The organism is Blautia sp. AM42-2 (assembly GCF_003480245.1).
GTDB classification, from domain to species: Bacteria; Bacillota; Clostridia; order Lachnospirales; family Lachnospiraceae; genus Fusicatenibacter; species Fusicatenibacter saccharivorans.
In genome coordinates this window covers 12,915-25,969 of the sequence record NZ_QUIM01000002.1, presented here as the reverse complement: position 1 = coordinate 25,969, position 13,055 = coordinate 12,915, and the positions used below count along the sequence as shown (strand labels likewise).

The following is a 13,055-nucleotide window of genomic DNA, read 5'->3' as shown; positions in this document are numbered from 1 at the left end:
ACACGTCAGAGAGGGATTTCGCGACAGAAAAATCGTTTTTCTCTGTTTTTTATTTTTCTTTTATTCTGCCCTGCATAACTGCCCTCACACCGCCGAACAGAACACCGGCAACAGCCCATAGGATCCAGGTTTTATCCCATTCTCTCGTCTGGAAGCTCCATGCAAGATAGATGGCGGTGACAATACACCAGTAGGCGGTTGTAAAAACTTCTGTTTTCTTTTTGTATCGTTTTTCTTCCGGTGTATATTCGCCTTCCTGCAGCAGGATGACGTAGCTTCCATTTATGGTGCTGACCCGCACGATGAAACAGACACCAACGGCGACCAGAAGCAGCAGGATGGATACGGTGGCTGTGATGATGTAGTCCGGCTGGCTGAATGCAATGGCAGCGAACATCGGGATAACTGCCAGAATACAGAGGGTAACACCGGCGGCGATTCCTCTGGTAAAGGTGCTTTCGTAGTCCTTTTTCCGTTCCTGAACAAGGCCGGTTACACCATAGGCAGTTTCTATTCTCTCCTTTTCCAGATATTCATACTGCTGTCCGTGAATACTGTAGGATACGAAAATCACAACAGCAGCGGCAACCAGCAGCAACAAAACGGAGATGCCTGCTCCCGTTGCCATGTTTTCGCTGATGTTTCCTATATGGGAATCGGAAAGTCCGGCAAGGAAGATCAGCAGCGCCGGGCTGATGATACAGAGCGCAACAGCTCCGGCGAGTGTCGGCGCTGTTTTCCGTCTCCATTCCATGAACGCGTTTGCTTCTTCCATCGATACACTCCGCACGGATGACTCCTCTGCGGCGTATTCCAGTATTTCTGTTCCTGTCTCTGATTTTAATTCGTCTTTTAACAGATAGTCGATGCTGACACCAAAGATTTCAGCAAGACGGAGCACTTTCTGCAAATCCGGCGTGGACTGTGCACTCTCCCATTTGGATACCGCCTGCCGCGAGACGGAAAGTTTCTCCGCCATCTCTTCCTGTGACCATCCATTTTTCTTTCTCTCTTCTGTGATTTTTTCTGCCAAAATCATATTTGTTTTCTCCTGTTTTCCAGCTCTTTTTCAGTAATCTTTTTGCTGCAGCTCACAGCCATTCCATTCATTTCTGTTTTGGAAATGGATTGGCTGTTTCTGCTTCAAATCCTATCATTTTTTCTGGTTGCCTTCTACCAAATCGGGCTGGAAATGTGTCAACTGGCGGTTGCAGATGCTTATTTTTCAAGGATTTCCCGCATCTGCTGCATAATTTTTTTAATTTCATAAACCGATACGCTGTTTACGACTTCAAAATTGATCTGCTTTTCTTTTCCGCTGTATTTCACTTCATACTCTCTGGCTTTTTTTTCGTCATGGTCTTTGTACCGTGCTTTGCCGATCAGATAAGCATCTGAATTGGCCGTCTCGGGGTAGCCCGGGCCTTTTTCCAGTTCAAACAGCTCTTTCTTTTCTTTTAGATCCTTTTCCAGTCTGCTCAATTTTTCCAGAAACACCTGACAGACTTCAGGATAATGTTCTCTGATGTATATCAGATTTTTGTGCAGACATGTTGCGCTTTTTTCCATCAGATGACGTTCTGTTTCGTTCGTCAGATAATCAAACTCTCCCAGCTGTACTTCATCCCCCTGAATGGACCGCGCAAGCTGTTCAAACCAGTACATCTGCCGCGGCATACTGTCCGGGAACATGAAATATGTTGAAAACTCATGATCAATCATCGGCGCCAGACGCAGAATCTTATCGTCTTCACGGCAGACAAATGCGATGTTTTCGTAATGGTAGTTCTGATCGCCTTTCAAAATCGAAACGAGAATCTGCAGTACCAGCTCCTCCGCCATCGCCGGGTGGGTCTGGAAATAGTCGGATTCGAGGATTTCGGTGTAGTCGTAGAACATCTGGCAGTAATTGACGTAGTCATCAATATGGACTTTGTCGTCAGGATATTTTCGAAAGAACTCCAGCAGATTCAGCAGATGTTCTCCTTCCCCGTAAATCATCGGTGAAACTGTTCCATAATCGTAATATTTCTCCACCTCCGCCTCATACCCTTCGCAAAACGCAAGCTGATACTGCGGCGCCGGCATAAAATACGCATCAATCACCCATGACCAGAAAACCTCAGCATAGGCGAACAGCGGCGTAGACAGCGGTTTAGATTTTGTAAGCGGTTTAAAAACAACATCTCCTTCAAAAACCGGAAAATGCTTCTCCCCTTTCACAACCCCCACTGCCTCCGCTTTCAGATTGCCGGAACGGGCAGAATACTTATATTTCTTTGGCAGATAGGATGGTTTCTGTTTCATCTTAATCCTCCTGCAATGCTGCCAGATATCCCAGGATTCGTTCTTTTTTTCTGTCTGACAGATTCCGAAAGCCTTCCAGAATGATTTTTTCTGTTTCATTTCCTGCGCTCATTTCCGGATTTCCCGCATTTCGCTCTGTCTCATTCTCCCCCAGAAGTTCATACGGCGTAACCTTCAGCACTTCGCAGATTTTCAGTATTTTATCCGCCGACGGATTCGTGCCCTTTCTTTTCCAGTCGCTGATGGTGCTCTGGGAAATTCCGGTTTCTTCGGAGAATTCTTTCTGGGTCATGCCGTTTCGAAGAATTAGCTCAAAAATTTTTTCACTGATCATTTTGTATCTCACCTTTTTCACTTAGATTTTGTTTTACTATACCATAAAATTTCCTGCCCGTCATTTCCTCCAATGCTGAAAAAACGCCTCTTCCTGCGCTGTGCGGATTCCGTATTTTCTTCTGGCGATGTAGAATTTTGATTTCCAGCTTGAGGTCTGCACCGGGATTGCGGTGATGTGATGGAGGCGGACGATGTCCATGTAGGGGAGGATAGATATTCCAAAACCATTTTCCACAAGGCCGGTGATGACTTCGATTTCTTCGGCCTCACACACGGGTTTTACCTGGATGCCCTGTTCGGCGAAGATCTGCTCTTGGAGGCTGCGGAAGCCGCTCGTCCTGGAAAACATGACCTGCGGATACTTGGCTGCTTCTTTTAGTGTGATGTTCTCTTTCCCCTCCAGCGGATGACCTTCCGGGACGGCGGCCGCGATGTAAGATTCCCGGAGGGGATAATATTCGAGTTCTTCGGCTTTCAGCAGTTCTGAGCAGAAGCCGATATCGTATTTTCCATCCAGCAGACCCTCCTCGATCTCTGGGGTCAGGCGGTTGTAGATGATAAACGGGAAGGTCGCGCCGAATTCCCGCAGCATATGTGGTATTGTTCCTGCCGCGAGCGGATATACGGTTCCGATCCGCACTGTCTTTTCTTCCGTCCGAAGGCCTGCCGCCCGCTCCTCCATTCGAAGATATGCGTCCAGAATCTCCTCGACATCCTGCATCAGTTCTTTTCCGTAGCGGCTCAGGCTCACGTTTCGTCCTTCTTTCTGGAAGAGCGAAACACCGTACTCGTCCTCCAGTGTCTTGATCGCATGGCTGAGCCCCGGCTGGGAAATATTCAGCGCTTTTGCCGCTTTTCCATAGTGCTGCAGTTTTGCCAGCTCTGCAAAATATTTTAAATACTCGATATTCATAGATAGCCTCTTTTCCTGTTCTGCATCTATCATACCACTTTTCATTTAATTTTAGAATTAATTCATTCAAAATAATCATTTGTTTTTATCGGTTTCTGTGTCTATAATAAGCATAGTTTCAAGACCTTAACGTAATTTCATTCTCAGGAAAGAAGGATTTTTACTCATGAATACCAGAAAATTTCATCTTCCAGGCGAAGCGGCGCTTCTGATCGTGCTTCTGATCAACCCTCTTGCCATTGATCTGATGTCAAAAAGCGTATTTGGAATTTCAACAATTTCCTCCGTGCCGCTCATCCTCAGCACAGCGTTTCCAGTTTTCAGTTTCGGAACGTGGAACTATATCTTTCAAACGCTGCTTGTCATCACCCTGATGGTCCTGAAGCGTTCGTTCTGTCCCGGCTATCTGTTTTCTTTTGTTGTCGGCATCGGATTCGGAAAAATGATCGATGTACACAATACCTGGGTTACCCTGCTGCCAAATGTTCTGTCGCTGAATGTGGTCTGCTTTTTCACCGGATTTCTTCTGATGTGCTTCGGCATCTGCCTCGCCAACAACTGCCTGCTGCCGATTGTCCCGACCGATATTTTTCCGCGGGATCTGTCGGAACTTCTGCATAAAAAGTATAACCAGATCAAGACAACCTTTGATCTCACCTGTCTGACAACGACCGTAATCCTGTCCCTTGTAATCCTTCACCATCTTTACGGAATCGGCATCGGAACTTTCTTCTGTGCTTTTATGACGGGACGAACCGTATCTCTGGTTCAAAAATTCATTGGAAATCATGTAGAATTTTACCGTCTGACGAAAAAAGAAATGGTAATGCCTGGGAAAAAGATGCGCCATGCATAAAAAAACTGCCCGAATTCCAGTTTTTCTGTTGAAATTCGGGCAGTTTTTTATGCGTTCTGCTCCGCTTCTACTTCCCGGTTGATCTCATCCTCGCTGTCGGCCATTGCCTGCAGGGTCATAGTCAGTAATTTTTCCAGCGGCCAGCCAAGCTGATCGGCGCCCCTCTCAATGACCTCTCTCGAACATCCTGCTGCAAAGCCTTTGCTCTTATATTTCTTCTTTAAGGATTTCAGTTCCATGTCTTTTGTGCTCTTCGAAGGCCGCATCAGCGCAGCTGCCCAGATCAGTCCCGTCAGCTCATCTGCTGCAAACAGAACTTTTTCCATCTCATGCACCGGCTCCACATCCAGTGTGACGCCGCACTCAATGGTAATGCCGTAGCCATGGGAAACGACACCATGAATGATATCTTCCGACACGCCGCCTTCCCGCAGAAGCTCCGGTGCTTTCAGGCAGTGCTCTGCCGGATACAGCTCAAAATCAATGTCATGCAGCAGTCCGACAATACCCCAGTGCTCCTCTTCTGCCCCATAGCCAAGCTCTCTTGCATACCATTTCATCACGGCCTCTACGGTAAGCGCATGCTGAATATGAAAGGGATCTTTGTTGTATTTTTTTAATAAAGTAAATGCCTCATCTCTTGTAATTTCACTCATGCTTAATTTTCTCCTTCCCTTTTCTCTTTCCAGAATCATCTGGATTGGATTTGAATTATAATTTCGTCCATTATAATCCTGTATTCATAGTAATTCAATAGGTTTATCAAGACTTTTTTTGTACATCATATAAAAAGGCGCCGTTCCCTCACCTTTCAGAGAGAGGGCACAGCGCTTTTCTTATTTTTCAAATTCTACGCTTTACAGCAGTTCCGGTTTCAGCCGCACATCGAAGCTGATTTCGGTTTCTTTCAGCTGATATTTTTCCAGCAGCATCGGTCCGCAGCTTGCCGATCCGATCCCGGCCTGGCGGTAGTCGATGCAGAAAACAGTGCTTCCGCACGGCCGAAGCTCATAGTTGTGGGCTTTCGCGGTCAGCTCCTCCTGCGTATAAACGGATGCCTGGAAGGAGAACGTTTTCTCTCCCACTGCCGTCAGCACCACGCGGTCATTGGCAAGGCTTGCGTAATCACAGTCATAGTGGCTGCCGTTCTCCTGCGGGCGGATGTAATCCTCCTGCTGTTCTGCCGGTGTGCTGTGGAAAACGCCGTGATAGCTTGCCTGGTGCTTATCCACGTAGCTCTCCACCGGGCCGAGGCCGCAGTAGGTCAGTTCTGCAAACGATTCCGGCAGGAACAGGCGCAGGCCAAAACGCGGCAGAACCGGGAATACCGGGTCTTTCTTTGCTTCTACATGGACATCGGTCGTTCCGTCGCTGTAAATTGTCCATTTGATCACACCTGCAAGGATCCGCTGCAGAGCCGGAGACGAAATCGAATAGCTTGTCTCGATCTCCACGCAGCCGTTTTCTTCTTTTGCCGTTGTCTCATACGCCCGCGTCACGGTGCGGTCATACTGCGCACGCATCCAGGTATTCTTGATATTGCGGTCATTGTCTGTCGGCGCACGCCAGATGTTCAGCTCCATCGGGCGGTCGAGCAGATTCTGGTTGGCATAGCACATTTTCTCGAACAGGCCGGTGAACTTATTATAGGTATAGCTGAACTGTTCCGTCGATACCGTCAGATAATGATCGTCCTCTTTCCATCCAAACGAAGCCGTTCCCTCCGGGCGCTTCATCATCTCTTTTGCCTTCTGGTTCTGATTGTCTTTCGTTTTCACCGGAACTTCTTCAAATCCCAGTTCGAACTGCTCCGGCAGCACCTCAGTGGCCTGTTTCTGATACCAGGTAACCTTCAGCGCACATTTTCCCTGCTCCGGCACGGAAATGGCAAGCGGAATCGTCTTCTCACAGCCTGCCGCAAGCTCCAGCAGTGCTTCATCTGTAATCTTGCCGCTCTCCGTCACTTCGCCGTCCACAAGCACCTCATAGCCGAGCACAGCGTAATCTTTCAGATTCACAAAATTCATATAGTTTTTGATGGTCAGTGTACCCTTTTCGGCATCATATCCCGTCACGCGCACCGGACGATACACGTTTTTAAATTCCATCAGTCCCGTATGCGGTGTGCGGTCCGGATAAACAAGTCCGTCCATGCAGAAGTTGCCGTCGTGCGGATACTCGTTGTGGTCGCCGCCGTACGCGTACATCTTCTTTCCCTCGATCGTTTTTCCCATATCAATCGCGTGGTCGCACCACTCCCAGATAAAGCCGCCGCACATCTTCTCCTCGCTGTGGATCAGTTCAAAGTAATCTTCAAGATCTCCCGGGCCGTTGCCCATCGCATGGCAGTATTCGCACATGATATACGGCTTATCCCCGTACTCCACCAGCTCTTTTTTGATCTCCTCGAGTGATGGATACATGCGGCTGTAGAGGTCGAGGTTGCTGTAATCGTATTTCTTCGGATCATCCACATACCGTGCCGACTCATAGTGCGTCAGACGCGTCGGATCAAATTCCTTCGTCCACTTTAAGGCCGCCTCGAAGGTACAGCCGTATGCGCACTCATTTCCCATCGACCAGATGACAACGCTCGGGCGGTTTTTATCGCGCTCTACGCAACGCTGTGTGCGGTCTACGGTTGCCTCGGTAAATACCGGATTGTTCGCAATTAGTTTATTCCAGTTCTTCGCATACTCTTCCCAGCTCGTGTAATTCGCATAAATTTCCTCTGTGCCGTGGCTCTCATTGTCCGCCTCATCGATGACATAAAAACCGAGACGGTCATAAAGCTGATAACAGTACGGCGCATTCGGGTAATGGCTGGTCCGGATCGCATTGATGTTGTGCTCTTTCATTACCTTCAGATCTTTTTTGATCTGTGCAAGGCTGATTGCAAATCCCGTCACCGGATCGCTGTCGTGGCGGTTTGTTCCGTGGAATTTGATCTTCACGCCGTTCAGGTACAGCACACCGTCCTTCGCGTGGATCTCACGGATGCCGACATGATCAGTGATCACCTCACCCGCCGTCTCCAGCACCAGCGTATACAGATACGGCTCCTCGGCATTCCACAGATGTGCATCTTTTACATGCATCTGAACCGTATCGCCGCCAAACGCTGCCTCTGCCACAAGATGATTTTCTGTATCAAACAGCTTTGCCGTTCCTTCCTGCGGTTCCCCGTCATTCCAGGTAATCGCAATCGAAACTTCTCCATTCTGGTACGATGCGTCCGGCGCTGCCTTTACAAAGTAATCGCGGATGCCTTTTTCTGGTCTTGCAAGCAGATAGACATCGCGGAAAATGCCGCTCATGCGGAATTTGTCCTGATCCTCGAGATAGCTTCCATCGCACCATTTCAGCACCAGTACGGCGATGGTGTTGGTGCCATCTTTTAAGAAGTCTGTTACATCAAATTCACTCGTAGAATGAGACACCTGGCTGTAGCCGACGAAGCTGCCGTTCATCCACACGTAGAAACAGGAATCCACGCCCTCAAAATTCAGGAATGCCCTCGGCGCTTCCTCCTGTTTTTTCCACTCGAACGTTCTCACGTACGCACCGCACGGGTTCTCATACGGCACATACGGCGGATCCACCGGGAACGGGTAGCGGACGTTCGTATACTGATGGTGGTCATGGCCATAATTCTGCCAGACGGACGGCACCGGAATCGTCTCGAATGCAGAAGTGTCGTATCCTTCTGCGAAAAACTCCTCTTTTACATCGTAAACACTGGTAAAATAGCGGAATTTCCAGTCGCCGGAAAGCAGGAAAAAGCGGTCCGACGCCTCCCGGTTCTCCACCAGATCCTCCATGCGGCGGGATGCCGGAATGTAGTAGGCACGGTTCGGCATGGTATTCACATGCAGGTGATCGAAATCTTCGAAATATTTTGGAACAATCATCTCTTTTTAAGTCCTCCTTATTCTGTCTTTTGTTTCCAATATCGGCACCGAAACACACGCGGTCCCGGTGCCGATCAGGTTTTCTGTTATTCTTTTACTTTTTCCATGCAGGAAGAACGCCTTCGTAATTCATGCCATAACCGTAGTCATAGTTATGTCCTTCGCTGTCAATATAGGTTTCCATATCCAACGCACGGTCCTCGCTCTGCTCCTCAACCGCATCCATATCCTTCGGCATCTGGATCGGCAGACGGCCGGTCGGGTTGTAATCGCCGAAGACAACGTCAAGCACAGCGGCTCTCGAAACACCGAACTCTGCGATGATCGCATCGGCTTCGGCTTCAAATTCATGCATCACCATCGGGTTGTTGACGGTTGCGCAGACGATCACCGGCTTGTCGCCCATCGCGCGGCGGCATTCGAGAATATTGTCGAGATCAGCCTCGTTGTAGGCAGTGTTTGTCTTTCCAAGATAGCTGCGGTTCGTGAAATTCTCGCGGAAATCACCGCCGGCAATGCTCACCTCACGCGCTTTTTTCGCCGTATACGGGCGGTACTGCAGTGTAATCGGCAGATAGCCGTTGCCGCCGTTCGCAAGATCTTCAGTGGAATACGGGTTGCATGCCGGGCTTTCGATAAATACCAGCGCCACATCGGCCTCCTCCGGTGATGATACGCGTGTACCGTACTTGGACGGCAGTCCATCCGGCAGCGGATCTTCGGTTTTTGCCGGCAGATCGATGCGGAAGAACGCTTTGGACGGTCCGATCTTTCTCTCCGGAATATAAACCTTCAAACCTTTCTTCAGCGGCAGCACACCCTTCTGTCCTTCCGGTGCGCGTTTCGCACTGTTTTTCAGCAGGACGATGGATTTCTGCTGTGCCTCATAGCCATGGCGGCAGAACTCTTCGCATCCTACAATCTTTGCGGATTCTTCCGGATCAAGATACGGGTCCTCAAACAAGCCGCAGTGGAAAATGTTGATCAGAAGACGTTTGGCGGACAGCTCCATACGCTCACGCATCGCTTTCTCGCCGTATTTCTCACAGCCGATCTTATACGCCTCGACAATCGGACCGGACTCGCTGTTTCCGCCGAACTGGTCAACGCCGTTTGTGATCGCCAGCAGACACCGTTCTGCCTCGGTCATATCCTGCACGCCGTAGCAGCGGCTTCCAAATCCCTCAATCGTCTTCTCCGGATCCTGGGTGATATCCCAGTCGGTGCAGACAATGCCCTTGAATTCATATTTTCCGCGCAGCAGATCCTTGATCAGGTACTCGCTGTAGGAGTTTCCGACGTTCTTGCCGTTTTTCTTGTCCACGCCGTAGGATACGGTGTAATACGGCATAACCGCGGATGCGCAGTCGGTCGGTCCGTCCAGGTGGAAGGCTGCCTCGGTAAACGGTTTTAAATGCTCCTCAAAATTTCCGGTCGGATAAACGGCAAACTGTCCGAATGCATAGTGTGCATCGCGTCCGGCCTCTCCGGTGCCGCCGCCCGGCCAGTGTTTGACCATCGTGTTGACGCTGTCTTTTCCCCAGCCGTCTGCTTCCCCTTCCGTTGTCTGCATACCGTCACAGTACGCTTTGGTAAGCTTTTTGGACATCTCCACTTCTTCGCCTAACGTATCGACAAAGCGCATCCATCTCGGCTCGGTGCAGAGGTCGATCTGCGGTCCGAGTGCCGTTGTGATGCCGAGTGCCCGGTATTCACGGGAGGCATCCTTTGCAAACTGTCCGGCTACTTCCGGGTCAAAGCATGCTGCAAAGCCGACACCCTCCGGCCATTTGCTGATCTCGCTTCCGCCGCTCTTGAACTCTGCGCCGGAATCCTTTGCTCCGTTCCGCGGATCAGAGGAGAGGTTGATCGGAATACCATACGGCAGTGTCTCCGCCCGTTTCTGCAGCTCATTGCTCCATTTTGCGGAAATCTCCGGGCTTTCCACGTTCGTCAGCAGGATATGGCGGATGTGCTCGTCCTCCAGAAATTCTTTCTGCTGATCAGAAATCGCATACGGTTCTTTGCCGGATTCCAGATACGTTTTTCCGTCAAACGTTCCCTGGAACGGTCCGCCCGGCATCGGCGGTACAGCCTGGTGCGGTGAGTACAGCATAAGGCCAGCGATCTCCTCGATGGAAAGACGGCCCGCAAGGTCTGCGGCTCTCTCTTCATCAGAGAGACGCCAGTTCTCATACGGCAGCAGTTCGCCGGTTTTTGCCAGGTCTTTAAAGTAATACCCGTCTTTTTCCAGTACCTTAACTCCGGACTCCTCTGCCCAGGCGATCGTTTTTCCGCCCTCCTGGCGGATCCGGTGGATTCCGTTTTTCGTTGTTTTCTCCATAAGTTTCACCCTTCTTTTCCCAATTTATTTTAATGTAAATACCGCACTGTTTTCCGTCGTGCTGCTGTTGCCGATCATCACCGTAAAGGTACCCGGCTCGCTGCCGAAGGTTCCGTCGAGCCGGTAGTAGCGCAGATCCTCTTCGGTAATATAGAACGTAACCTCCTGCTCCTCACCCGGGGCAAGCTCTACTTTCCGGAAACCTTTCAGCTCTTTCACCGGACGAACCACATCGGAATAATCATCGCGGATGTACAGCTGAACAACCTCGCAGCCTGCAGCATCACCGGTATTCTTCACGGTTACTTTTGCTGCAATTCTGCCATTCTTATCCATCTCGTTCTGGTCAAGCACGACATCCGAAACGGCAAATGTCGTGTAGGAAAGACCATAGCCGAACGGATACAGCGGTGCATTCGGAATGTCAAGATATTTGGAGCGGAACCGCTCTTTCATGCCCGGCAGATTCGGTCTTCCGGTGGAATACTCGTTGTAGCTGACCGGTGCCTGGCCCACGCAGTACGGGAAGCTCATCGGCAGCTTGCCGGACGGATTTTTCTTTCCGATCAGGACATCCACAACAGCGCTTCCGCCCTCGGTTCCCGGGAACCATACCTCGAGAATGGCTTTTGCTTTAGCGCTGATTTCCCGCAGATCCAGCGGGCGGCCGTTGAACAGAACGACAACCACATTCGGGTTGACGGCCAGCACTTTGTGGAACAGCTCCATCTGGATTTCCGGCACATCGATCATGGCACGGCTGGTCGCCTCGCCGCTCTGCAGATAATGCTCACCCATCGGCATTACCACGAGATCGGCCTCTTTTGCTGCCTGTAGTGCGCTCTGCTCCATGGCAGCAAGCTCTTCCTCACTGTATTTTTTCGGTGTCGTCTCGGTAAATCCGATCAGCTCCACATCGTTTCCGATAACCGGACATCCTTCTGCATACGTGGTGCGTGATGCGTCGAAGACTTTCTCGGCTGCTTCCTGAATCGTCACGCAGTCCTTGCTGTCGCCGGTGAAGGACCAGCTGCTCTTGATTTCATGATTGTTGGTATACGGGCCGACAAATGCGATCTTTTTCGCAGTGTCGAGCGGCAGTACGCCGTCGTTTTTCAGCAGGACGAAGGATTCCTCCGCTGCTTTTTTCGCCAGTGCACGGTGCTCCGGGCAGAGGTTGTATGCTTTCTCTTTCTCGGCATCCGCATCTTTATATGGATTTTCAAACAGTCCCAGTTTGTTTTTCAGCTCCAGAATCCGCAGGCAGCACTCGTCAATCAGATGCTCGTCCACTTCACCTTCTTCTACGAGACGGCAGAGGTTTGCGGCGTAAACGGATGTCATCATATCAATATCCACGCCTGCCTCCAGCGCTTTTTTCGCTGCATCGGCGGCATCTTTTGAGCTTCTGTGGGCAACGGTTTCCAGAATGGCTGCAAAGTCAGAAATCAGCACGCCGTCAAATCCCATCTCGCCGCGCAGGATATCGCGCATCAGCCATTTGTTGGTGCTCGCCGGAACGCCGTTGATCGTGTTGAATGATGTCATCACCATCGCTGCGCCCGCATCAATGCCTGCTTTGTATGCCGGAAGATAGAATTCACGGAAGGTATGCTCTGAGAGCTCTACGGTGTTGTAATCTCTTCCTGCGACTGCTCCGCCGTAGCCTGCAAAGTGTTTGATGCAGGAGGCAACTTTTCCCGGTGTTTTTAAATCATCGCCCTGGAAGCCTTTTACGATCGCCTCGGAAAAGCGGCTGTTCAGGTACGGATCTTCGCCTGTGGATTCCACAACGCGGCCCCATCTCGCATCGCGCACAAGGTCAACCATCGGAGAAAAGGTAACGTGAAGTCCGGCCGCGGATGCTTCTTTTGCGGCTGCAGACGCGCACTCGCCGGAGAGCTCCGGATCAAAAGTGGCTCCCTGCGCCAGCGGCGCCGGGAAAATGGTCTTCATGCCGTGAATGACATCCATCATGAACAGCATCGGGATGTGATGCGGCTGTTTTGCCATGTAGTCATCCTGCAGTTTTTTCATCGTATCGGCACCGGCTGCACCGAGAATGGAACCGGCCATCTCCAGGTCCTCTTTTCCGATTCCCATGTCATTTGCCGGGCCGGTCAGGACGCTGTTTTCATCCCCGAGGTAAAATGCTCCGCTTAACTGAAGCATCTGATCTACTTTCTCTTTCAGCGACATATCCGCCAGCAGTTTTTCCAGATCTGTCTGTTTCATTGAAAAACCTCCCTGTTGTTATTTTCAGAATTTTCCTGTTTCTTATATCATTTGTTTCTATTTTACGGCATAACTCTGCATAAAACAATCACTTTTTTTGACCTTTTCCTCAACGATTTTAACAAAAGAAGCGGGTTCCGCCGTTTTTTGATT

Annotated in this window: 9 protein-coding genes; 1 reads left to right on the top strand and 8 read right to left on the bottom strand. The window is 50.2% G+C overall.

Annotated elements, in window-relative coordinates; genetic code table 11:
* Nucleotides 1-49: 49 nt before the first annotated feature.
* From DW915_RS03180 to DW915_RS03165, 4 genes are all read right to left on the bottom strand, one after another.
* Nucleotides 50-1,039, bottom strand: a complete 990-nt coding sequence (locus DW915_RS03180; RefSeq protein ID WP_118741560.1) for a helix-turn-helix domain-containing protein — start codon at nt 1,037-1,039, stop codon at nt 50-52.
* A gap of 179 nt (nt 1,040-1,218) precedes the next feature.
* Nucleotides 1,219-2,307 (bottom strand): hypothetical protein, encoded by a 1,089-nt coding sequence (locus DW915_RS16020; protein ID WP_238061300.1) that lies wholly within the window; start codon nt 2,305-2,307, stop codon nt 1,219-1,221.
* Nucleotide 2,308: 1 nt separating this feature from the next.
* Nucleotides 2,309-2,641, bottom strand: a complete 333-nt coding sequence (locus tag DW915_RS03170) for a helix-turn-helix domain-containing protein (protein WP_055221741.1) — start codon at nt 2,639-2,641, stop codon at nt 2,309-2,311.
* Nucleotides 2,642-2,701: 60 nt separating this feature from the next.
* Entirely contained in the window at nt 2,702-3,556 is an 855-nt protein-coding gene (locus tag DW915_RS03165) for a LysR family transcriptional regulator (protein WP_118741559.1), read from the bottom strand.
* Between the two features lie 166 nt (nt 3,557-3,722).
* On the opposite strand from DW915_RS03165, the gene DW915_RS03160 reads away from it, so the two are divergent.
* Nucleotides 3,723-4,412, top strand: coding sequence for a DUF6198 family protein (locus DW915_RS03160; RefSeq protein ID WP_022462419.1), 690 nt, complete (start codon nt 3,723-3,725; stop codon nt 4,410-4,412).
* Nucleotides 4,413-4,459: 47 nt separating this feature from the next.
* On the opposite strand, the gene DW915_RS03155 is transcribed toward DW915_RS03160, so the two are convergent.
* The 4 genes from DW915_RS03155 to bglX form a co-directional block, all read right to left on the bottom strand.
* Nucleotides 4,460-5,068 carry a hydrolase gene (locus DW915_RS03155; protein ID WP_118741558.1) on the bottom strand — a complete coding sequence of 203 codons (609 nt, stop codon included), beginning with the start codon at nt 5,066-5,068 and terminating at the stop codon, nt 4,460-4,462.
* Nucleotides 5,069-5,269: 201 nt separating this feature from the next.
* A complete protein-coding gene (locus tag DW915_RS03150) occupies nt 5,270-8,323 on the bottom strand; it encodes a glycoside hydrolase family 2 TIM barrel-domain containing protein (RefSeq protein WP_118741557.1) in 3,054 nt (1,017 codons plus the stop codon).
* Between the two features lie 94 nt (nt 8,324-8,417).
* A complete protein-coding gene (locus tag DW915_RS03145) occupies nt 8,418-10,667 on the bottom strand; it encodes a glycoside hydrolase family 3 protein (RefSeq protein ID WP_118741556.1) in 2,250 nt (749 codons plus the stop codon).
* A gap of 24 nt (nt 10,668-10,691) precedes the next feature.
* Nucleotides 10,692-12,902 (bottom strand): beta-glucosidase BglX, encoded by a 2,211-nt coding sequence (gene bglX / locus DW915_RS03140; RefSeq protein ID WP_118741555.1) that lies wholly within the window; start codon nt 12,900-12,902, stop codon nt 10,692-10,694.
* Nucleotides 12,903-13,055 lie beyond the last annotated feature (153 nt).

Bases quoted from the DNA above. Each gene is read 5' to 3' on its own strand.
- DW915_RS03180 (WP_118741560.1), bottom strand. From the start codon at position 1,039: ATGATTTTGGCAGAAAAAATCACAGAAGAGAGAAAGAAAAATGGATGG.
- DW915_RS16020 (WP_238061300.1), bottom strand. From the start codon at position 2,307: ATGAAACAGAAACCATCCTATCTGCCAAAGAAATATAAGTATTCTGCC.
- DW915_RS03170 (WP_055221741.1), bottom strand. From the start codon at position 2,641: ATGATCAGTGAAAAAATTTTTGAGCTAATTCTTCGAAACGGCATGACC.
- DW915_RS03165 (WP_118741559.1), bottom strand. From the start codon at position 3,556: ATGAATATCGAGTATTTAAAATATTTTGCAGAGCTGGCAAAACTGCAG.
- DW915_RS03160 (WP_022462419.1), top strand. From the start codon at position 3,723: ATGAATACCAGAAAATTTCATCTTCCAGGCGAAGCGGCGCTTCTGATC.
- DW915_RS03155 (WP_118741558.1), bottom strand. From the start codon at position 5,068: ATGAGTGAAATTACAAGAGATGAGGCATTTACTTTATTAAAAAAATAC.
- DW915_RS03150 (WP_118741557.1), bottom strand. From the start codon at position 8,323: ATGATTGTTCCAAAATATTTCGAAGATTTCGATCACCTGCATGTGAAT.
- DW915_RS03145 (WP_118741556.1), bottom strand. From the start codon at position 10,667: ATGGAGAAAACAACGAAAAACGGAATCCACCGGATCCGCCAGGAGGGC.
- bglX (WP_118741555.1), bottom strand. From the start codon at position 12,902: ATGAAACAGACAGATCTGGAAAAACTGCTGGCGGATATGTCGCTGAAA.